The organism is Allobosea sp. P2_A10 (genome assembly GCF_056405115.1).
The window spans coordinates 23,992-43,413 of the sequence record NZ_JBFUCS010000013.1 but is presented as its reverse complement, the minus strand read 5'-3'; the positions used below and the strand labels follow the sequence as shown (position 1 = coordinate 43,413).

20 protein-coding genes are annotated in these 19,422 nt (G+C 66.8%); 14 read left to right on the top strand and 6 right to left on the bottom strand.

The genetic code is table 11. The features are described from left to right. The first annotated feature begins 336 nt into the window (after positions 1 to 336). From AC1DZY_RS18300 to rmf, 4 genes are all read left to right on the top strand, one after another. A complete protein-coding gene (locus tag AC1DZY_RS18300; protein WP_476821572.1) occupies positions 337 to 2,136 on the top strand; it encodes an ABC transporter ATP-binding protein/permease in 1,800 nt (599 codons plus the stop codon). A gap of 130 nt (positions 2,137 to 2,266) precedes the next feature. Beyond that, positions 2,267 to 2,842, top strand: a complete 576-nt coding sequence (locus AC1DZY_RS18295) for a hypothetical protein (RefSeq protein ID WP_476821571.1) — start codon at positions 2,267 to 2,269, stop codon at positions 2,840 to 2,842. A gap of 178 nt (positions 2,843 to 3,020) precedes the next feature. Continuing rightward, positions 3,021 to 3,995, top strand: coding sequence for a lysylphosphatidylglycerol synthase domain-containing protein (locus tag AC1DZY_RS18290; RefSeq protein ID WP_476821570.1), 975 nt, complete (start codon positions 3,021 to 3,023; stop codon positions 3,993 to 3,995). 85 nt (positions 3,996 to 4,080) lie between these two features. After that, complete coding sequence (gene rmf, locus AC1DZY_RS18285; protein WP_476821569.1) at positions 4,081 to 4,260, top strand: ribosome modulation factor; 180 nt, start codon at positions 4,081 to 4,083, stop codon at positions 4,258 to 4,260. A gap of 35 nt (positions 4,261 to 4,295) precedes the next feature. Here the strand turns inward: rmf and AC1DZY_RS18280 are convergent, their stop codons facing one another. Both AC1DZY_RS18280 and ppk2 read right to left on the bottom strand, forming a co-directional pair. Next, the gene (locus AC1DZY_RS18280) at positions 4,296 to 4,562 is read right to left on the bottom strand and encodes a hypothetical protein (protein ID WP_476821568.1); all 267 of its coding nucleotides are present in this window, start codon (positions 4,560 to 4,562) and stop codon (positions 4,296 to 4,298) included. Positions 4,563 to 4,678: 116 nt separating this feature from the next. After that, on the bottom strand, positions 4,679 to 5,650 hold the full coding sequence (gene ppk2 / locus AC1DZY_RS18275; RefSeq protein WP_476821567.1) for a polyphosphate kinase 2: 972 nt from the start codon (positions 5,648 to 5,650) through the stop codon (positions 4,679 to 4,681). 154 nt (positions 5,651 to 5,804) lie between these two features. On the opposite strand from ppk2, the gene AC1DZY_RS18270 reads away from it, so the two are divergent. The 8 genes from AC1DZY_RS18270 to AC1DZY_RS18235 all read left to right on the top strand — a co-directional run bounded on the left by AC1DZY_RS18270 (position 5,805) and on the right by AC1DZY_RS18235 (position 13,796). Further along, on the top strand, positions 5,805 to 6,863 hold the full coding sequence (locus AC1DZY_RS18270) for an ATP-binding protein (RefSeq protein ID WP_476821566.1): 1,059 nt from the start codon (positions 5,805 to 5,807) through the stop codon (positions 6,861 to 6,863). Between the two features lie 99 nt (positions 6,864 to 6,962). Beyond that, a complete protein-coding gene (gene pstS / locus AC1DZY_RS18265; RefSeq protein ID WP_476821565.1) occupies positions 6,963 to 7,988 on the top strand; it encodes a phosphate ABC transporter substrate-binding protein PstS in 1,026 nt (341 codons plus the stop codon). A 230-nt stretch (positions 7,989 to 8,218) separates the two neighbouring features. Then, positions 8,219 to 9,190 carry a phosphate ABC transporter permease subunit PstC gene (gene pstC / locus AC1DZY_RS18260; protein WP_476821564.1) on the top strand — a complete coding sequence of 324 codons (972 nt, stop codon included), beginning with the start codon at positions 8,219 to 8,221 and terminating at the stop codon, positions 9,188 to 9,190. A 14-nt stretch (positions 9,191 to 9,204) separates the two neighbouring features. Then, the gene (gene pstA, locus AC1DZY_RS18255) at positions 9,205 to 10,095 is read left to right on the top strand and encodes a phosphate ABC transporter permease PstA (RefSeq protein ID WP_476821563.1); all 891 of its coding nucleotides are present in this window, start codon (positions 9,205 to 9,207) and stop codon (positions 10,093 to 10,095) included. 45 nt (positions 10,096 to 10,140) lie between these two features. Further along, positions 10,141 to 10,941 (top strand): phosphate ABC transporter ATP-binding protein PstB, encoded by an 801-nt coding sequence (pstB, locus tag AC1DZY_RS18250; RefSeq protein ID WP_476821562.1) that lies wholly within the window; start codon positions 10,141 to 10,143, stop codon positions 10,939 to 10,941. 53 nt (positions 10,942 to 10,994) lie between these two features. Next, positions 10,995 to 11,714, top strand: coding sequence for a phosphate signaling complex protein PhoU (gene phoU / locus AC1DZY_RS18245; protein WP_476821561.1), 720 nt, complete (start codon positions 10,995 to 10,997; stop codon positions 11,712 to 11,714). Between the two features lie 31 nt (positions 11,715 to 11,745). Continuing rightward, positions 11,746 to 12,444, top strand: coding sequence for a phosphate regulon transcriptional regulator PhoB (gene phoB, locus AC1DZY_RS18240; protein WP_476821560.1), 699 nt, complete (start codon positions 11,746 to 11,748; stop codon positions 12,442 to 12,444). A 140-nt stretch (positions 12,445 to 12,584) separates the two neighbouring features. Beyond that, positions 12,585 to 13,796, top strand: a complete 1,212-nt coding sequence (locus AC1DZY_RS18235) for a TIGR03862 family flavoprotein (protein ID WP_476821656.1) — start codon at positions 12,585 to 12,587, stop codon at positions 13,794 to 13,796. 122 nt (positions 13,797 to 13,918) lie between these two features. On the opposite strand, the gene AC1DZY_RS18230 is transcribed toward AC1DZY_RS18235, so the two are convergent. Next, positions 13,919 to 14,848 carry a dihydrodipicolinate synthase family protein gene (locus AC1DZY_RS18230; protein ID WP_476821559.1) on the bottom strand — a complete coding sequence of 310 codons (930 nt, stop codon included), beginning with the start codon at positions 14,846 to 14,848 and terminating at the stop codon, positions 13,919 to 13,921. Between the two features lie 182 nt (positions 14,849 to 15,030). Then, on the bottom strand, positions 15,031 to 15,717 hold the full coding sequence (locus tag AC1DZY_RS18225) for a fumarylacetoacetate hydrolase family protein (RefSeq protein ID WP_476821558.1): 687 nt from the start codon (positions 15,715 to 15,717) through the stop codon (positions 15,031 to 15,033). 222 nt (positions 15,718 to 15,939) lie between these two features. On the opposite strand from AC1DZY_RS18225, the gene AC1DZY_RS18220 reads away from it, so the two are divergent. Beyond that, a complete protein-coding gene (locus tag AC1DZY_RS18220) occupies positions 15,940 to 16,149 on the top strand; it encodes a cold-shock protein (RefSeq protein ID WP_054210450.1) in 210 nt (69 codons plus the stop codon). 178 nt (positions 16,150 to 16,327) lie between these two features. Here the strand turns inward: AC1DZY_RS18220 and AC1DZY_RS18215 are convergent, their stop codons facing one another. Then, positions 16,328 to 17,566 carry a multidrug effflux MFS transporter gene (locus AC1DZY_RS18215; RefSeq protein ID WP_476821557.1) on the bottom strand — a complete coding sequence of 413 codons (1,239 nt, stop codon included), beginning with the start codon at positions 17,564 to 17,566 and terminating at the stop codon, positions 16,328 to 16,330. A 312-nt stretch (positions 17,567 to 17,878) separates the two neighbouring features. After that, positions 17,879 to 18,511 carry a glutathione S-transferase family protein gene (locus AC1DZY_RS18210; RefSeq protein WP_476821556.1) on the bottom strand — a complete coding sequence of 211 codons (633 nt, stop codon included), beginning with the start codon at positions 18,509 to 18,511 and terminating at the stop codon, positions 17,879 to 17,881. 145 nt (positions 18,512 to 18,656) lie between these two features. On the opposite strand from AC1DZY_RS18210, the gene AC1DZY_RS18205 reads away from it, so the two are divergent. After that, complete coding sequence (locus tag AC1DZY_RS18205) at positions 18,657 to 19,370, top strand: hypothetical protein (RefSeq protein WP_476821555.1); 714 nt, start codon at positions 18,657 to 18,659, stop codon at positions 19,368 to 19,370. Positions 19,371 to 19,422: the final 52 nt, after the last annotated feature.

The following is a 19,422-nucleotide window of genomic DNA, read 5'->3' as shown; positions in this document are numbered from 1 at the left end:
GCCCAGTGAAACGGAATGTTCCGGCGATCTGGGTGGCTGGGAAAGCGTGGCTGCCTGTCGCGAACAATGCCTGTCTGGCCGTCGCGCGCTCTTGAGTCAATGACATGAATGCAACGCAGCAAACAGAAATATGCAATTCATGTCAGTAACTTAGACGAATTCTAAAGTTGTGCCGGCTCGTCCGGGAAGCGCCGCGACCGTCCTGTGCCTCGGCTGCGCTCACGAAGCATTCACCTGCAATTCATTCGCGCCACGGCTGACTGCCGGCTAAGGTCCGACGGCAACGGGCAGTCCGGTTGTGCCGTGTCCGTGTCGATCCGGGGGGATCCCGCGCTGTTGCAGACGTCCGACGACCTGGCCAATCCGGCGAGCCTGCCGAGCGACCGGCAGGTCGCGCTGCGCTTTGCACGGTTCACCGGCGGCTTCTGGCGCGGCGGGAGCGCGCGCCGTGCCTGGTTCTGGTCGCTCTCGCTGGCGTCCGCGATCATCGTCGGCGTCTTCGTCAACGTCACCATCAATCGCTGGAATGGCTGGTTCTTCGACGCGCTTGAAAAGAAGGATGCCGAAAGCGCGCTGACTGCGATGGCGGTCTTTCCGGTTCTGGTGCTGATCGCGGCCGGTCTCGGCGTCGTCATCCTGATCTCGCGCGAAACCTTCCAGGTCTATTGGCGCGAATGGGTCACGGCGAAACTGGCCGATGGCTGGGTCGGCGAACGCCGCTTCTTCCGCCTCAGCCTGTCCGGCTACGAGCCCGCCAACCCCGAATACCGTATCGCCGACGACGTCCGCTGGGCGACCGAGCCGGTGGTCGATTTCGCCATCGGCCTGCTCTCCTCGATCATCACGGCGATCACCTTCATCGGCATCCTCTGGATGATCGGCGGCAGCCTGACCCTGCATCTCGGCGGCGAGGCCGTGGTCATCCCCGCCTATATGGTGCTGGCGGCGATCCTCTATGCCGTGCTCGTCTCCGTGCTGATCACCATCGTCGGCCGCCGGCTGCCGCGGCTGATCGCGGCACGCAACGAGGGCGAGGCGAGATTGCGCTTCTCGCTGATGCGCATCCGCGACCATGGCGAGACCATCGCGCTCGCCCGCGCCGAGGCCGGCGAGCGCCGTATCGTGGCGCGGACCTATGACAGCCTGGTCTCGCGCTGGCTCGCCATGATCCGCCAGCGCGGCAAGCTGACCTGGATTACCAACGGCTCGGGCGCGCTGGTGCCGGTGGTGCCGCTGCTGCTCGCCGCGCCGAAATACCTCTCCGGCGAGATGTCGCTTGGCGGCGTGGTGCAGGTCGCGGCCGCCTTCGTCGCCGTCCAGAACGCCTTCAACTGGCTGCTCGACAACTTCATGCGCATCGCCGAATGGCTCGCGGCGGCCAGGCGCGTCAACGAACTCGCCGATGCGCTGGAGAAGGTCGATCGCGATGCTCCGGGAGAGCGTCTCGCGGTCGCGCCTTCGGGAGACGGCCTGCTGCGCCTGGGCGACGTCACCCTGGTCGATCGCGACGGGCGCACGCTCGTCGCCGATGTCGATCTGTCGCTGCCATCGGGCGCGACGCTGCATCTGTCGGGCGAACTGGGTCTCGGCAAGGCCGCGCTGATCCAGGCCATCGCCGGGCTGTGGCCATGGGGCAGGGGCGAGATCGCCTTGCCCGAAGGCGCGCTGGTCACCGTCGTGCCGCAGCAATTGCATCTCTCCGAGGGCACATTGCGCGCCGTGCTCGACACCACGCTGGCGCAGCCCGTCGAGCGGCTGGCCGAGGCCTTGCGCCGCTATGGCCTGTCGGGTCTCGTCGCGCGGCTCGACGAGATCCGCGACTGGGACAAGGAACTGGCGGCTGGCGACCGGCAGCGCCTGGCGCTCGCCCGGGCCGGTCTGGAAAAGCCCGACATCATCCTGCTCGACGAGGCGACGAGCGCGCTCGAAACCGACGCGGCCCTCGATTGCCTCGCCATGCTGCGCGCCACCCGGCCGGACGCGATGATCCTGTGCTTTGGCCTCAGCGCCGGTTTCGCCGAAATCGCATCGCACCGGCTGGTGATGAAGCGCGCCGGCGGCGTCGTGCGCAGCGCCGGCCATGACAGGAGCCGGAACGAGGCCCGCCCCGACCATGCCGAGCAGGGTTCGCCATGAGCCCGGCCACGAGGCCGGCCAGGCGTTCAGTCTCGGTTCAGCGGCGCTGCGGGCTTTTGCAGGCCAGTCACATCAGCCACATCGGACGGCCGGAACGGAACCCGGCCGGTTTGCCACGGAGCCGAAAGCCATGACCGCCGCGACGATGAACATCTGGGACGTCTATTGGGGCCTGCGCGTCGAGCAATGCCCCTGCGACGTCCATTTCGTCGAATGGCTTGAGGAAGAGGGGCTGACGGAGAAGCGCATCTACCATTTCGGCACCGGCGGCCACCATTACGTCGGCATCCGCTGCGCGGAAGCCGAGTTGAACTGCACGGTGCTCGGGATCACCGCCTCGCCCAAGGAATACGACGCCTTCGTCAAGCTGGCGACCGGCAACCCGACCATCACCAAGACCTACAGCGCCTATTTCGGCGACATCTACACCAGCAATGCGCGCCTGCTGCCGCGCTTCGACATCGTCACCCTGTTCCATGCCTGCGAGTTCAGGACGGAGGCCAACGACGCCTATGGCGCGCTGACCGATCGCGAGGTCATCGATCTCTTCACCGCCCAGACCGATGTCGGCGGCTATCTCCTGTTCTACACCGGCTCGTTTGCCTATGCGACGGCCGAGCCGATCATCGCCGATTGGGCGAAGACCGCACAGGTCGACGAGGTCGCGACCTTCAAGACGCTGCGGGTCTTCCGCAAGACCGGCTGACAAGAGACGGGCTGACGCGAGCCTCGCGCGCGCCACCGGTGCGTCGCCATAGCTTGCGCAATCGCAATCAGGCGCTATCTGTCGGAGCCGGAGTCGTGCTTGCGCGGTCTTCCCGTCCCGCCCGGGACCCTGCGCGGGGGCGCAAGGTCCTGGACCAGCCTGCAAGCGAGTTCGTTGCATGTCGTTTGGCCCGCCCGAGCCAGGTCTCCCCCCACGCAAGCGCAGTCGCTGGTGGTGGCTTGGTCCGCTGGCCAGCGCGATCATCTTCTGCGCCTCGCTGGTCGTGCTCTGGTACATCGTCAGGGAGATCGAGCCTGGCGAACTTGCCGGCGCCTTCGCCAATGCCAGCCGCCGTCAGCTCGGGCTGGCGCTCGGCTTCACCGCGCTGAGCTACCTGCTGCTCACCGGCTACGACGCACTCGCCCTGAAGCGGCTCGGTCTCTCGATTCCCTATCGCACCACGGCTCTCGCCTCCTTCACCAGCTATTCGGTGTCTTTCACACTGGGCTTCCCGATCGTGACCGGTGGCACGGTGCGCTACTGGATCTACTCGCCGAAAGGCGTGCGCGCCTCCGAGGTCGCCAGCCTGACCGTGATCGCGGGGCTGACCTTCTGGCTCGGCCTCGGCGCCATCCTGTGCGCCTGCCTGTTCTACGCGTCCGATTCGGTCGCGGTGCTGGCGCGAACCTCGCCGCTCGTGGTGCAGAGCGTCGGCGCGGCGGTCGCGCTCGGCACGCTCGGCTATCTGACCTGGGTGTCGAGCGGCGAGCGCACCATCCGCGTCAGCGGCTGGAACCTGCCTCTGCCGGGGCTCGGCACCACGCTCGGCCAGATGTTCCTGGGCGCCTGCGAGGTCTGTGCTGCCGCCGCCGTGCTCTATGTGCTGCTGCCGGGCGGGCACAATCTCGCCTACCCGACCTTTCTCGCGGCCTATGTCTTCGCCTGCCTGATCGGTATCGCGAGCCACGCGCCCGGCGGCCTTGGCGTCTTCGAGGCGACGATGCTGGTGGCGCTGAGCCGCCTGCCCTATGAGGGCGTGCTCGGCGCGCTGCTGCTCTTCCGCATCGCCTATTACCTGCTGCCCTTCATCCTCGCGCTGGCCCTGCTGGCGCTCCACGAGATGGCGCGGCGGATCAAGGGTGGCGAGCGCTGACCGGCCTGCCGGAATGCCGGTGGATCAAAGTCGCGCCTTCTGCGTTCCCTGTCTGAATGGGCACGCGAATGCAGGAGGCTGCGCTATGATGTCCAGAACCGGGATTGCCGCTTACGACGAGGGTTATCAGGCCTGCCTCGACGGCATGCTGCGCAGCGAATGTCCCTACCCGCTGACGAGCGCGTCCCATGAGCAATGGCTCGAAGGCTGGGACGAGGCGCATGAACTGGCCGATGCCGAATATGCGGCTTCGCCTGAAGGCTGAGGGCGTGGACGGGTGACCGTCCACGCTTGTCTGCATCAGCGCTGGCTGAACGGCCGCGCCCGACGATCCCGCCTGCGATAGCTGCGACGATAATGGCGGCGATAGCGCCTGCGGCGATAATACTGGCTGAACTCCGCATCGCTCTCGTCGAGAGCCTTGGCCGTCTCCACGGGAAGCGCGTCGGACGCGTCGTTCGGGAGCGTGGCGGCCTTGTGCTCGACAGCCTGCGCCATGGCGATGCCGCCGACGCTGGCCGCGGCCATGCCGCCGATCAGCGCTGTGATGAATGATCGTCTGTCCAAGGAAATCTCCTCCGCTTTTATGCGGGCCTGTCCGGCATGATGCAGGGCGGCCGCATGGGGGTAACGCGGAGGCGTCGTTTTGGTTCGCGCCTGAGGCTCGTCAGCGCTCGCCACCCTCAGCGCTCGCCGCCCTTGGACAGATAGCTTTCCGCCGACAGCACGATCCTGTCGTCGATCTCACCGATCGCATCCTCGTCCTTGTCCTTGTAGGGGATGGCGTGGAGGACCTGGCGGATCGCGTTCAGCCGCGCCCGGAACTTGTCGTTGGCGCGCAGCACGCACCACGGCGCCCATTCTGTCGAGGTCCGCGCAAGAGACTGCTCGAACGCTTCCGAATAGGCGTCGAAGCGCGGGATCGCCTCGAAATCGATCGGCGACAGTTTCCAGCGCTTCAGCGGGTCGTGCCAGCGCGCATGCAGCCGCGTCATCTGCATGTCCCGCCCGATCGTCAGGAACAGCTTGAACAGGCGGATGCCGTCGCGCACCAGCATGCCCTCGAAAGCCGGCGCCTCGTGCAGGAAGCTGTCGGTCTGCTGCGGCGTGCAGAACCCCATCACCCGCTCGACGCCGGAGCGGTTGTACCAGGAGCGGTCGAAGAACACGATCTCGCCGGCCGCCGGCATCTGCGCGGCGTAGCGCTGGAAATACCATTGCCCCTTTTCGGTGTCGGACGGTTTTGACAGCGCTACCACCCGGGCCTGGCGCGGATTGAGGTGCTGGGTGAAGCGGGCGATCGCGCCGCCCTTGCCGGCCCCGTCGCGGCCCTCGAAGACGATGACGATGCGCTCGCCGTGCTCCTTCACCCAGGCCAGCAGCTTGAGCAGCTCGATCTGGAGCGGTTCGAGCTGCTTCTCGTAGTGCTTGCGCTTCATGCGCTTGTCATAGGGAAAACCGCCACTGCGAAAGGCCGCCTCGACGATGCGTTTGGGCAGCTCTGTCGCCTCGATGTCGAAATCCGGTTCGGGCGACGCTGTCGATTTTTCCCTCGACGGCGAGCCGGCTGGCGGTTTCCGCTTTGGAGCGAGATCGATCGCCCCTTTCAGTCCGGAGCCGGAAAAGCGCTTCGTCGTCTTCTTGTCCTTGGCCATCGTCGGTTCCTCGTGTCAGCTCGCGAGCCTAGCCGGGTGCGAAAGGTAGGGGAATTGACCTTGGCCGGCGATCCGATCAGGAAAGCGTTCTGCCCGTCGTTCGGTTCCCGCGCCTGTCCGGGTTGCGGCCAGGCGCAGCAAGGTGTCCAGCCCGATGTTCGATACCGTCGATCCCCATGCGCCTGCGACGCTGGCTCTCATCGAGGCGCTTGGCGCGGCCGTCGTCCTGCTCGACCGGCAGGGCCTGGCGCAGGCGCTGAGCCCGGCGATGCGCGCACTGATCCCGGCGCTGGGGACGGGCCAGCCCATGACGCTGGTGATGCGCGATCCCGATCTGATCGACGCCATCGAGCAGGTCTCGCTGCAGGGCGGCCGGCGCGTCATCGAACTGATCGAGCGCGTGCCCGTAGAGCGCACCTTCCGTATCCATATAGCCGCGCTCGGCGGCGGTGCGCGGCGCGCGGTGCTCTTGACCTTCGAGGATCTGAGCGAGCAGCGCGTCACCGAGCGCATGCGCGTCGATTTCGTCGCCAATGCCAGCCACGAGCTGCGCACGCCGCTGGCTTCCCTGCTCGGCTTCGTCGAGACGCTGCAGGGGCCGGCCCGCAACGATGCCGGCGCGCGCGACCGCTTCCTCACCATCATGCGCGAGCAGGGCCTGCGCATGGCCCGCCTCGTCGACGATCTGCTCTCGCTCTCGCGCATCGAATTGCGCGTTCACCTCGCGCCGGAGACGCCGGTCGATCTCGCCGGCATCTCGCGCGAGATCGTCGATTCGCTGACGCTGATGGCGCGCGAGCGCAATGTCACGCTCAGGCTGGAGGCGCCGCCGGAACCGGTCAAGGTCGCCGGCGACCGCGACGAATTGCTGCGCCTGATGGAAAATCTGGTGGAGAACGCGATCAAATACGGCAGGCGCGACGGCGAGGTCGTCATCGAGGTCGCCGGCGGACCGGCGGAAGCCGGCGTCAGCGTGCGCGACGACGGGCCGGGCATTGCGCCCGAGCATCTGCCGCGCCTGACCGAGCGCTTCTACCGCGTCGACACCACCGCCAGCCGCGAGGCCGGCGGCACGGGGCTCGGTCTGGCCATCGTCAAGCATATCGTCCTGCGCCATCGTGGCCGTCTGACGATCGAGAGCGCGCTCGGACAGGGCGCGACCTTCCGGGCCGTGCTGCCGCGTTTCGGCGCGCCGCCGAAACGTCCAGGGTGATGGGTTTATGACGGCTTTGGTGACGAGCTGTCATGTAGCTGTCATAAGGAAGGTGTTCTGAACGGGTCGCCAAACATGCGATCCAGAGAGGACATCTCAATGCGCAAAATTCTCATTCTCGCGGCCGCGACGATCGGTCTGTCCGGCGTGGCCCAGGCTGCCGACATCACCGGCGCCGGCGCAACCTTCCCCTTCCCGATCTATGCCAAGTGGGCCGAGGCCTACAAGAAGGACACCGGCGTCGGCCTGAACTATCAGTCGATCGGTTCCGGCGGCGGCATTCGCCAGATCAAGGCCAAGACGGTGGCTTTCGGCGCGACCGACGCACCCCTCAAGGGCGAGGACCTGACCAAGGACGGACTGATCCAGTTCCCGACCGTGATGGGCGGCGTCGTCCCCGCGATCAACATCGCCGGCGTCGAGCCCGGCAAGCTCAAGCTCACCGGCCAGCTCATCGCCGAGATCTATCTCGGCGACATCAAGAAGTGGAACGACCCCAAGATCGCTGCGCTCAACGCCGACTTGAAGCTGCCCGACGCCAACATCAACCCGGTCTACCGTTCGGACGGCTCGGGCACGACCTATGTCTTCACCGACTATCTCTCGCGCGTCTCGGCCGAGTGGAAGACCAAGATGGGCGCCAACCAGTCGGTCCAGTGGGCCGTCGGCATCGGCGGCAAGGGCAATGAGGGCGTCTCGGCCTCGGTCAAGCAGGTCGCCAACTCGATCGGCTATGTCGAATACGCCTACGCCAAGCAGAACAAGCTCGCCTACGCGCTCGTCCAGAACGCCGACGGCCAGTTCCCGGCTCCCGAAGACAAGGCCTTCCAGGCCGCCGCCGCCAACGCCAACTGGAGCGAGGCTCCCGGCTTCGGCATCTCGCTGAACAACCAGAAGGGCGCCACTGCCTGGCCGATCACCTCGGCGACCTTCATCCTGGTCTACGCCAAGCCGGAGAAGCCGGAAGACACGCAGGCCGCGCTGAAGTTCTTCGACTGGGCCTACAAGAATGGCGATCAGCTGGCGCTCGGCATCGATTACGTGCCGCTGCCGGCGAATGTGAAGGATATGGTCCGCGCCGCCTGGAAGGGCGTCGTCGACAACTCCGGCAAGCCGATCTTCTGAGCGACGCGATCAAGGATGCGAGGCGGGCCAACCCGCCTCACATCTCTCAAGAATACTCAGCCCTCATCCTGAGGAGCCGCGAAGCGGCGTCTCGAAGGGTGATCCAGAGCACTCTGGAGCCTCCTTCGAGACGCGCTCCTGCGGAGCGCTCCTCAGGATGAGGGCTGAAGCTGATCGGACCGACATGAGGTCCAGACAGTCTTGGCCACTTTTGCGACCGGAGCCTGCGGATGACCGCCGTGACAGACATGATGACCGGGCCCGCCGCGCCCGCCATCCGCAAGACGCCCAAGGGCACCTTCGATCTAGTCTTCCGCAATGCGAGCTTCCTTGCCGCGCTGCTGGTGCTGGTTCTTCTCGCGGGCATCATGCTCTCGATGGTGATCGGCGGCTGGCCTGCCTTCCGCGAGTTTGGCCTCGGCTTCATCACCTCCAGCGTCTGGGACACCCAGAACGACAAATACGGCGCCTGGCCCGCCATCGTCGGCACGCTCTCGACCGCGCTGATCGCGCTCGTCATCGGCGTGCCGCTGTCGCTGGGCATCGCGGTCTACCTGACGCAGCTCGCCCCGCCCTGGTTCAAGCAGCCGGTCTCGACGACGGTCGAGTTGCTCGCCGCCGTGCCCTCGATCATCTACGGCATGTGGGGCCTGTTCGTCTTCGTGCCGCTGTTTGCGGCCTATGTTCAGATCCCGCTCTCGAATATCGTCGAGGGCATCCCGATCGTCGGCACGGTGCTGTATTCGCGCTCGCCCTCGGGGCTGGGCATCCTGACGGCGGGCATCATCCTAGCCTTCATGATCATCCCCTTCATCGCCTCGATCGTGCGTGACATGCTCGACCAGATTCCCTCGGTGCTGCGCGAGAGCGCCTATGGCATCGGCGCGACAACCTGGGAGGTGGTGCGCCATGTGCTGGTGCCGCAGGCCGGCGTCTCGATCATCGGCGCGGTGATGCTGGGCCTCGGTCGTGCGCTGGGTGAGACGATGGCGGTGACCTTCGTCGTCGGCAACGCCAACCGGCTATCGGCATCGATCATGGATCCGGGCTCGACCATCGCCTCGCGCATCGCCAATGAGTTCAACGAGGCGCTGGGTCTCCAGCTCAACTCGCTGATTGCGCTGGGCTGCATCCTGTTCTTCGTCACCTTCGTCGTCCTCGTCATCGCGCGCATCCTCGTCGCACGCGTCAAGTCCTTCTGAACGGATCTTCGGCCATGACCATGACGACACCCTCCGCCGCGCAACCCATTCCGATCGTCCCCTGGGGCCGCGTGCGCCAGTCGCGCCGCACCGCCGACAGGGCGATGAAGCTCATCGCGACCGGCTTCACGCTGCTCGCCATCGTCGTGCTGTTCTGGATCCTCGGCATGCTGATCGTGAAGGGCGTCGGCGGGCTCTCCGTCGCGACCTTCACGCAGGTCACGCCGGGGCCGGGCTCGGAGGGCGGTGGCCTCGCCAACGCCATCGTCGGCTCGATCGTGCTGACCTTCCTCGGCATCGTCGTGGCGACGCCGATCGGCGTGCTGGCGGGCACCTATCTCGCGGAATATGGCAAGGGCTCGAAGCTCGCCGACCTGATCCGCTTCATCAACGACATCCTGCTCTCGGCTCCGTCGATCCTGATCGGCCTGTTCGTCTACGTCATCCTGGTCGAGCCGTTCCGCGGCTATTCCGGCTGGGCCGGCGGCGTCGCGCTCGGCATCATCGCGATCCCGGTCATCGTGCGCACCACCGAGGACATGCTGCGGCTGGTTCCGGGACCCTTGCGCGAGGCCGGCGCCGCGCTCGGCGCCCCGCCTTCGGTCGTGATCACCGCGATCACCTGGCGCGCCGCAAAATCCGGCATGGTCACCGGCATCCTGCTGGCGCTCGCCCGCATCGCCGGCGAAACCGCACCGTTGATCTTCACCGCGCTGAACAATAATTTCTGGTTCTCGCCGACGCTCTCGGGCGGCGTTTCCAACCTGCCCGTGACGATCTACCAGTTCGCCTCCGCGCCTTACGAGAACTGGCAGCAGCTCGCCTGGGCGGGTTCGCTGATCATCACGGTCTCGATCCTGCTGCTCTCGCTCGTCGCCCGCCGCATCGTGCGCGGCGCGAAGTAACTCACAAGACAAAACCCGTCGCGTCAGATCCGAAGGAAATCTTCGATGCTTTCGACCCTTGAACTCAGCCCGCAATCGCTCGATGCCGACGCCATGGTCCGTATCGCGGTCAAGAACCTCGATTTCTACTACGGCGAGCACAAGGCGCTGAAGAACATCAACCTCGACTTCCGCGACCGCCACGTCACGGCGCTGATCGGCCCGTCGGGCTGCGGCAAGTCGACATTGCTGCGCATCTTCAACCGGATCTACTCGCTTTATCCCGAGCAGCGCGCCACCGGCGAGGTCATGCTCGACGGCCGCAACGTCATCTCCAACGAGGTCGACGTCAACGAGCTGCGCTCGCGCATCGGCATGGTCTTCCAGAAGCCGACGCCGTTCCCGATGTCGATCTACGACAACGTCGCCTTCGGCATCCGCCTTTACGAGAAGCCGCCGAAATCGGAACTCGACGATCGCGTCGAGGGCGCGCTGCGCCGCGCCGCGCTCTGGGACGAGGTCAAGGACAAGCTCAAGGCGTCGGGCATGGGCCTGTCTGGCGGCCAGCAGCAGCGCCTGTGCATTGCCCGCACCATCGCCCAGAAGCCGGAGGTGATCCTGTTCGACGAGCCGACCTCGGCGCTCGACCCGATCTCGACCGGCAAGATCGAGGACCTGCTGGAGCAGCTCAAGACCGACTTCACCATCGTCATCGTGACCCACAACATGCAGCAGGCGGCGCGCATCTCGCAGTACACCGCCTTCATGTATCTCGGTGAGGTCATCGAGTTCGCCCCGACCAACACCATCTTCATGAACCCGCACAAGAAGCAGACGCAGGACTACGTCACCGGCCGCTTCGGCTGAGCCGACGAGACGTTTCAAGCATCCCTGCATCCGCCGCCAGAGGACTCCCTCCCATGTCCGACCATATCGTCCGCTCCTACGACGCCGAACTCGAGGCGCTGCGCCGCAGCCTCGCCGAGATGGGCGGCATGTCCGAGCGCATGCTCGGCGATTCCACGGTGGCGCTGGTGCGCCGCGACACGGCGCTCGCCCAGAAGGTGATCTCGGCCGATCAGCGCCTCGACAACCTCCAGCGCGATGTCGAGGAGCGCGCCGTGCTGACGATCGCGCGCCGCCAGCCGCTGGCCAACGATCTGCGCGAGCTGATCTCGGCGATCCGCATCGCCTCCGACATCGAGCGCGTCGGCGACCTCGCCAAGAACATCGCCAAGCGCGCGGTCGCGATCTCCGGCCAGTTCCAGCCGCCCCAGCGCGCCGTGGTCGGCCTCGAACATATGAGCCGTCTCGTCCAGGCCCAGCTCAAGGATGTGCTCGACGCCTATGCCGCCGGCAACGAGCAGAAGGCGATGGAGGTCTGGCACCGCGACGGCGAGATCGACGCGCTCTACACCTCGCTCTTCCGCGAGCTGCTGACCTACATGATGGAAGATCCGCGCAACATCACCTTCTGCACGCATCTCCTGTTCTGCGCCAAGAATGTCGAGCGCATCGGCGACCACACCACCAACATCGCCGAGACGATCCACTACCTCGTCACCGGCGGCACGCTCGACATCAACCGGCCCAAGCTCGACACCACCAACATCGAGGTCGAGGCGGTGACCGGCTCCTGAGCCGCGTCGTCGTCCCAGGGACAGCCAAGACATGCCCGCACGCATCCTGATCGTCGAGGACGAGGAGCCGCTGACGCTGCTGTTGCGCTACAATCTCGAGGCCGAAGGCTTCGAGGTCGACAGCGTCGCGCGCGGCGACGATGCGGAGCTTCATCTGCGCGACAACACGCCCGATCTCGTCCTCCTCGACTGGATGCTGCCGGGCCTGTCGGGGATAGAGCTCTGCCGCCGGCTGCGCGCGCGCCGCGACACCGAGCGCGTGCCGATCATCATGCTGACCGCGCGCGGAGAGGAGACCGAGCGCGTGCGCGGGCTCGCCACCGGAGCCGATGACTATGTCGTCAAGCCGTTCTCGCTGCCTGAATTGATCGCGCGCATCCAGGCGCTGCTGCGCCGCGCCAAACCAGGCCACGTCGCGGGCCTGCTCGCCGCCGGCGATCTCGAGCTCGACCGCACGACGCGGCGCGTCCGCCGTTCGGGCATGGAGCTCCATCTCGGCCCGACCGAGTTTCGCCTGCTTGAATTTCTGATGCAGGCGCCTGGCCGCGTCTATTCCCGGGCCCAGCTTCTCGATGCCGTCTGGGGCCGCGACGTCTACATCGACGAGCGCACCGTCGACGTCCATGTCGGCCGCCTGCGCAAGGCGATCACGCCGGGCGACGCCAAGGACCCGCTGCGCACCGTGCGCGGCGCGGGCTACGCCTTCGACGAGACGTTCGCGCGGGGCTGACGGCGCGACGTCATGATCGGGCTAGCCCCGATAATCTCACGCAGGATGAAACACCGAAAGCGAGCACGAGATGCTCGGGGCAAGACCGAGCATGACGACGGAGCTTGACCCGCGCTCTCGCCGGCCCCAAGCCCTCCGCCATGCAAGCCAAAACCATTGCGATCATCGGCGCAGGCCCATCCGGCCTCATCGCCGCCGAACGGCTCTCGCTCGCCGGCCATCGCGTCACCATCTATGACCGCATGCCGTCGCCGGCGCGCAAATTCCTGCTCGCGGGGCGCGGCGGGCTGAATCTCACCCACTCCGAACCGCTCGACCTTTTCCTGACGCGCTACCGCACGGCGCAAGGCTGGCTCGAACCCGCGATCCGCGCCTTCCCCCCGCAGGCGCTGCGCGACTGGGCCGACGAACTCGGCGCGGACAGCTTCGTCGGCACGAGCGGCCGCGTCTTCCCCGAGGCGATGAAGGCCTCGCCGCTGCTGCGCGCCTGGCTGCGTCGTCTGCAAGGGCAAGGCGTTACGCTCGCCGCCGGCCACCTCTGGACCGGCTGGAGCGAGGATGGCGCGCTGCTGTTCGAGACCCGCGATGGCGGCACGCAGGCTGTCCGGGCCGACGCGACGCTGCTGGCGCTCGGCGGCGCGAGCTGGCCGCGCCTCGGCTCCGATGGCGGCTGGGCGTCATTGCTGGCCGAGCGAGGCGTCGCCGTCGCGCCGCTGCTTCCGGCCAATGGCGGCTTCACGGTCGACTGGTCGCCGATGATGCGCGAGCGCTTCGCCGGCGTCCCGCTGAAGCGCCTCGTCATCAGATGCGGCGAGCGCCAGGCCACCGGCGAGGCGATGATCGACGCTGACGGCATCGAGGGCGGCGCGGTCTACGCGCTGTCGGGCCTGCTGCGCGAGGCGGTGCTGCGCGACGGCAAGGCCGCGATCACGCTCGATCTGCGCCCGGACATGGAAACCGCTCGCCTGATCGAGAGGCTGGGCCAGCGCCGCAAGGGCGAGACGCTGAGCAACCATCTGCGCAAGGCGGCTGGATTGTCGCCGGCCGCGATCGCCGTGCTGCGCGAAAGCGCGGGCGCTGCCCTGCCGCAGGAGCCGGCCTTGCTCGCGGCTCTCATCAAGGCCGCGCCGCTGACCCTGACCGGCATGGCCCCGATCGCGCGGGCCATCTCGACGGCCGGCGGCATCGTGACCGGCGAGGTCGATGACGGCTTCATGCTGAAGCGTCTGCCCGGCGTCTTCGTCGCGGGCGAGATGCTGGACTGGGAAGCCCCGACCGGTGGCTATCTGCTGCAAGCCTGCTTCTCGACAGGCGTCGCGGCGGCTGCTGGCATCGCGACCTGGCTGGAGTAGGTCTTCCAGAAACCACCGCCGTCATCCCGGGCTTGACCCGGGATCCATCGAAAGGCGCTGGGCTTTATGATGGATTCCAGGTCTCCGCTTCGCTGCGCCCGGAATGACGGCGGTGGTTCGTCTCAAAGTTTGGCGCGCGGATCGTGCTTGGCTACGCGCGCCAGCAGGTAGTCCACCTCCGCCTTGGCCATCGCGCTGATTGCTGGCCCCGGCTTGCGCTGGGCGTCGCTGCCCAGGATGCCGCGCTTCATCATGGTGTATTTGCGCACGGCAAGCCCGATGCCGAGCTGCTGCTCGTAGCGCAGCAGCGGCAGATGCGCGTCGAAGATGTCGTGGGCGGCGTCGCGCTGTCCGGCCTTCTGCAGCCTGACCACGTCGATCAGCAGTTCGGGGAAGGCGTAGCCGGTCATCGCGCCATCGGCGCCGCGCTCCATCTCGAAATCGAGGAACATGCCGCCATTGCCGGTCAGGATCGAGATCGGCCGCAGGCTACCGTCCGCCTGGAACTTGCGCAGCGTCGAGATCTTCTCCAGCCCCGGCCAGTCCTCATGCTTCAGCATCACGCAGGACGGGTTGTCCATCACGATCTTGCGGATGACCGCAGGCGTCATGATCACCGACAGGGTCAGCGGATAATCCTGGATCACGAAGGGGATGTCGGTCCCGATCGCCTCGACGGCCTGCGCGTAATAGCCGGTGATCTGGTCGTCGGTGCGCAAGGCTGGCGGCGGCGCGATCATCACGGCGGCCGCGCCCAGATCCATCGACTGGCGCGCCAGCGAGCGCATCGCGGCGAAACCCGGCGCGGAAACGCCGACGATCACCGGCTTGCCCGGCATGTTCCTGACCGCGCTTTTGACGATGCCGACCGATTCCTCCGGCTCCAGCTTCGGCGCTTCGCMCATGATGCCGAGCACGGTCGTGCCGTCCGAGCCGATGCCATCATAAAACGAGAACAGCCGGTCGGTGGAGGTCCAGTCGATGGTCCCGTCCGGGTTGAACGGCGTCGGCGCGATCGGGAAGACGCCGGCGGCGTCGGGGGTGAGCGTCATGAGGTTGTCCTTCCGAATTCGGCGAAGCTTTTTCATCCTCAGCCCTCATCCTGAGGAGCGCTCTGCAAGAGCGCGTCTCGAAGGATGCTCCAGTCCGCTTCGGCGTTTCCTGGAGCATCCTTCGAGACGCCGCTTTCGCGGCTCCTCAGGATGAGGGCTGAGTGGGTGTCATGCGACAGCGATCACACGATGCGCGTGCGCACGGTGCCGACGCCGGCGATCTCGCCTTCCAGCGTGTCGCCCTTGACCACCGCCGCGACGCCCTCGGGCGTGCCGGTGAAGATCAGGTCGCCGGGAGCCAGCACGACGAGGCTGGAGAGATAGGAGATCGTCTCCTCGACATTCCAGATCTGCTTGGAGAGGTCGGAACTCTGGCGCGGCACGCCGTTTACGACGAGTTCGATCTTTCCGGCGCTGGGGTGGCCGGAATGGCTGGCGGGCACGATTTCGCCGATAGGGCCCGACAGATCGAAGCCCTTCGACATGTCCCAGGGCTTGCCGCCCTTCTTGGCGGCGGCCTGCAGGTCGCGGCGCGTCATGTCGAGACCGGCGGCATAGCCGTAAACGTGGGAGAGCGCGTCGGCCTCGGCGATGTCCCGGCCCCCCGTGCCGATCGCGACGACCAGCTCCATCTCGTGATGGAGATCCTTCGTCTTCGTGGGGTAGGGCATGTCGGCGCCGTTGATCAGCAGCGCGTCGGCGGGTTTGGTGAAGAAGAACGGCTCCTCGCGGTCGGGATCGCCACCCATTTCGCGGGTGTGCTCGGCGTAGTTGCGACCGACGCAGAAGACGCGCCGCACCGGAAAGAGCCCGCCGCCGGCTACCGGAACGGCCGTCACGGCCGGCGGATCGATTACGTAGTTCGTCATGGCTTGAGGCCCTCCCTCGGCATTTTCAGAAGCGTTCATGCGGGAGCGCGAAGCGTCGGGCAAGAGGCCGTGCGCTCGGGACGGGCCTGCATCGCCGGCATTGCGCTTCGCGCCTGCGAATATGCTTTTGCGACGCGTCATTGCAACTATGGCGGATTGCCTTCTACAGTGTCAGTTGGGTCGGCATGTGCCGGCCTGAACAGAGACCAAAAGGAACAGCACGTGAGCACGGGTACCGTGAAATGGTTCAATGAAACCAAGGGCTACGGATTCATCACGCCCGATCAGGGCGGCAGCGATGTCTTCGTGCATATCAGCGCAGTCGAGCGCTCTGGCATGCGCGGCCTGAACGAAGGTCAGAAGATCAGCTACGATCTCGAGGCCGATCGCAAGACCGGCAAGTCCTCGGCGGTCAATCTCAAGACCGCGTGAGTCACCCCGAATACGGGAGGCCGATCGGCGGCGACGCTTCCCGGGCCAATGCGAATCTCTATCGATCTCTACCGGACTGAAGACGATTCCCGGCATGCCCGTCGCCAAGAGGCGGCGGTCGAAGGGCCTAAGGCCAGCCCAGATGGCCTGTTTTCCATCAGAGATGACGAATGCTCTTTCAGCTGCGACCCGGCGTCGGCCGGAACAGCCGGCCTTTTTCGGCCCAGAGCACCATCGCCAGCGCCACCAGCCCGCAGAGCGAGAAGCCCAGCGTCATCGGCACAACCGTGCCGTTGAAATGCTGGCCGATATAGAAGCCCAGCAGAGCCCCGCCGAGCGTGGTGACGAAGCCCTGCACCGATGAGGCCGTGCCCGCGACATGGCCGAGCGGGTCCATCGCCATCGCCCCGAAATTCGGCGCGAGCAGCCCGAAGCAGAACATCGCCCCGCCCTGGAAAGCGGCGAAGCTCCACAGCGTCTCGTAGCCCGCCAGCGCCACCAGCGCATGCAGGCTGGTCAGTGCGATGTAGCCGAGCAGCGCGCCATGCGAGACCCGGCGCATGCCGAGCCTGACCACGATGCGCGAATTCACCAGCGACGCCACCGCCATGCAGCCGGCGATCAGCGCGAAGATGATGGTGAAGAAGCGCTCCGCGTCGAACACGTCGACGAAGACCTGCTGCGCCGAGTTGATGAAGCCAAACAGTCCGCCGATGACGAAGGCCATCGCCAGCATGTAGCCGACCGCGATGCGTGTCGTCAGCGTGATCCGGAACGCGGCGATCACGCTGTGGAATTCGATCGGCTTGCGGTCCTCCTCATGCAGCGTCTCCGGCAGGCGCAGCGCCGCGACCACGAGGACGGCCGCGCCAAAGATCGTCAGCACGCCGAAAATCCAGCGCCACGGCGCGACCCAGAGGATCGCCTGGCCGATCGAGGGCGCCAGGATCGGCACTGCAAGGAAGACGATCATCGCCAGCGACATCACGCGCGCCATGTCGCGGCCGGAGTAGCAATCGCGCACGATCGAAATTGCCAGCACGCGCGTCGCCGCCGCACCGACGCCCTGCAGCACGCGCGCCCACATCATCGCCTCGAAGGAGCTTGAGCAGGCCGCGCCGATGCTGGCCAGCACGTAAAGCCCGAGCCCGAACAGCAGCACCGGCCGCCGGCCGAAGCGGTCCGACAGCGTCCCGTAAACGATCTGCGCCACGCCGAAGCCGAGCAGATAGGCCGTGACGATCCACTGCCGGTCGTTCGCCTCGGTGATGCCGAGCGTCTCGCCGATCTCCGGCAGGGCCGGCAGCATCGAGTCGATCGCGAGCGCGTTCACCGCCATCAGCGCCGCGGTCAGCGTCACGAAGGAACGGAAGCTCATGCCGTGACGCGGCAGGGCGGTTTCTGCGATGGCGGTCATGTCTGCCTGTACGGGGTGCGCCGCGCAAAGGCGGACGCGAAACCAGAAGAACCCCTCGATCCGCCAAAACTAGCCCACGCAAAAACGCCGGGCAACCCGGCCTTGCTGCAGTGCGTCATGCGCTGGGCGGGAGGCGGAATCCGATGGCCGTCCCGTTCGGATACGCCAACGCGCCGTCATTCCAGACAAGCGGCAAAGCCGCGCCGATCCGGAATCCATCATCGAGCGCTGTCGTTGCTCTACGATGGATTCCGGGTCTCCGCTGCGCTGCGCCCGGAATGACGGCGGCGTTTCGCTGAGGGCGTCCCTGCGCTACCCCGCCTTCTTCATCTCAGCCACCAGCGCATCGTCGATCTCGCGTGCTTTGATCGCCGCCGGCCGGCCGGCGAGCTTCTTGGCATAGGCCTCGAAGGCCGGGCGCTTTTCCATCGAGCCGAACTGCAAACCCCAGATGATCTGCGAACCGAGATAGACGTCGGCCGCGCTGAACCTGTCGCCGAGCAGGTAGTCGCCCTGCCTCACCGCGCCCTCCAGGGTGTCCATCACCGCGCCGAAGCTGCCGTAGCCGACCATGCCCTCGCGTTCGGAAGGCACCGCGACGCCGAGCGCCTTGTTGGTGACTGCGGCCTCGGTCGGTCCCGCGCCGAAGAACATCCAGCGGTAATACGGGCCGCGCAGCCGGCTCGTCGGCTCCGGCGCGAGCCCGGCAGCGGGAAAGGCGTCGGCGAGATAGGCGCAGATCGCGGCGCATTCGGTCACGACGAGGTCGCCATGCTTCAGCGCCGGCACCTTGCCCATCGGGTTCACAGCCTTGTAATCGCCCTTCATCTCCGGGCCGAAGCCGAGGATCTCGGTGTGATAGGGCTGGYCAACCTCTTCCAGCATCCAGCGCGCGATCCGGCCGCGCGACATCGGGTTGGTGTAGAGCACGAGTTCGTCGGTCATTGGCGTTGCACCTCGTCGTTTCCCCCGTTTGGTGGGCACGATAGCCACGCGAGACGGCAAGACAATGTCAGCAATGCCGGCGGCGGCGCTTCTGGCGCGGCACGGGCGACCTGCTATCGTCGCCGCGCAAGAGGGCGGGGGCCGCATGGACGATTCGAAAGCGAGGCGCGCTGTCACCCTCGGTGCGGGCCGCATGACGGTCGAGGGCGTCTCCGACATTTTTTTCCAGGGGCTCGGCCGGCGTCTGCGGCTGGAGGCCGATACGCTCGAGCTCGCCGATGGCGTCGCCCTGCGCGAGGGCGCGCTCGTCGGGACGCCGCGCATTCTCGCTTCCGCCCGGCCGGTTCAGGACAGTCTGCGCCGGGTCGGTTTCAAGGGGGAGGCGGGCGAGATCGCGCTGATCCTGCGGCCGCTGCCGGCCGGAGCCGAGCCGCGCCTGCTGCTGACGCTCACGGCCCGCGACGACAGCGAAAGCGGGCTCGACGCCGAGTTGCTCGCGCCGGCCGCCGTCTTCGAGAGCCTGCGCCGCGATATCCTGTCGGGCGCCGCGCGGACGCTGACGCTCGCCGCCAGCACCAGCCTCTGGGTCCGCGAGGCCGAGCGCGACGCCGGGCCCAGCCTGCCGGTCGCCTGGCATCTCGGGCTGGAGCCGGATGGCCGGACGAGCACGCCGGCGCGCGGGCTGGTCGAGACGCTCGACTGGACGAGCGTGCCGGCTCCGGTCGCGCCGCCACCCGCAACCGACCCCGAGGACGACCCGCCCGAAACCACGGCCGACGCGCTCGGCAAGCTCAACTGGAGCCTGCGCCAGCTCCTGCTGGTGCTGGTCTTCCTGATGATCATCGTGGCGCTGAAATAGGGCGGGCCCGCGCCGGCGAAGCTATCCCGCTCCTGCCATCTCCTGTCACCAG

What these genes read in the sequence shown, in the direction of transcription:
- ppk2 (WP_476821567.1), bottom strand. Translation starts at nt 5,650, where the DNA reads ATGGCCAAGGACAAGAAGACGACGAAGCGCTTTTCCGGCTCCGGACTG.
- phoB (WP_476821560.1), top strand. Translation starts at nt 11,746, where the DNA reads ATGCCCGCACGCATCCTGATCGTCGAGGACGAGGAGCCGCTGACGCTG.
- AC1DZY_RS18270 (WP_476821566.1), top strand. Translation starts at nt 5,805, where the DNA reads ATGTTCGATACCGTCGATCCCCATGCGCCTGCGACGCTGGCTCTCATC.
- AC1DZY_RS18225 (WP_476821558.1), bottom strand. Translation starts at nt 15,717, where the DNA reads ATGACGAACTACGTAATCGATCCGCCGGCCGTGACGGCCGTTCCGGTA.
- pstC (WP_476821564.1), top strand. Translation starts at nt 8,219, where the DNA reads ATGACCGCCGTGACAGACATGATGACCGGGCCCGCCGCGCCCGCCATC.
- AC1DZY_RS18215 (WP_476821557.1), bottom strand. Translation starts at nt 17,566, where the DNA reads ATGACCGCCATCGCAGAAACCGCCCTGCCGCGTCACGGCATGAGCTTC.
- AC1DZY_RS18295 (WP_476821571.1), top strand. Translation starts at nt 2,267, where the DNA reads ATGACCGCCGCGACGATGAACATCTGGGACGTCTATTGGGGCCTGCGC.
- AC1DZY_RS18235 (WP_476821656.1), top strand. Translation starts at nt 12,585, where the DNA reads ATGCAAGCCAAAACCATTGCGATCATCGGCGCAGGCCCATCCGGCCTC.
- pstS (WP_476821565.1), top strand. Translation starts at nt 6,963, where the DNA reads ATGCGCAAAATTCTCATTCTCGCGGCCGCGACGATCGGTCTGTCCGGC.
- rmf (WP_476821569.1), top strand. Translation starts at nt 4,081, where the DNA reads ATGATGTCCAGAACCGGGATTGCCGCTTACGACGAGGGTTATCAGGCC.
- AC1DZY_RS18290 (WP_476821570.1), top strand. Translation starts at nt 3,021, where the DNA reads ATGTCGTTTGGCCCGCCCGAGCCAGGTCTCCCCCCACGCAAGCGCAGT.
- pstB (WP_476821562.1), top strand. Translation starts at nt 10,141, where the DNA reads ATGCTTTCGACCCTTGAACTCAGCCCGCAATCGCTCGATGCCGACGCC.
- pstA (WP_476821563.1), top strand. Translation starts at nt 9,205, where the DNA reads ATGACCATGACGACACCCTCCGCCGCGCAACCCATTCCGATCGTCCCC.
- phoU (WP_476821561.1), top strand. Translation starts at nt 10,995, where the DNA reads ATGTCCGACCATATCGTCCGCTCCTACGACGCCGAACTCGAGGCGCTG.
- AC1DZY_RS18205 (WP_476821555.1), top strand. Translation starts at nt 18,657, where the DNA reads ATGGACGATTCGAAAGCGAGGCGCGCTGTCACCCTCGGTGCGGGCCGC.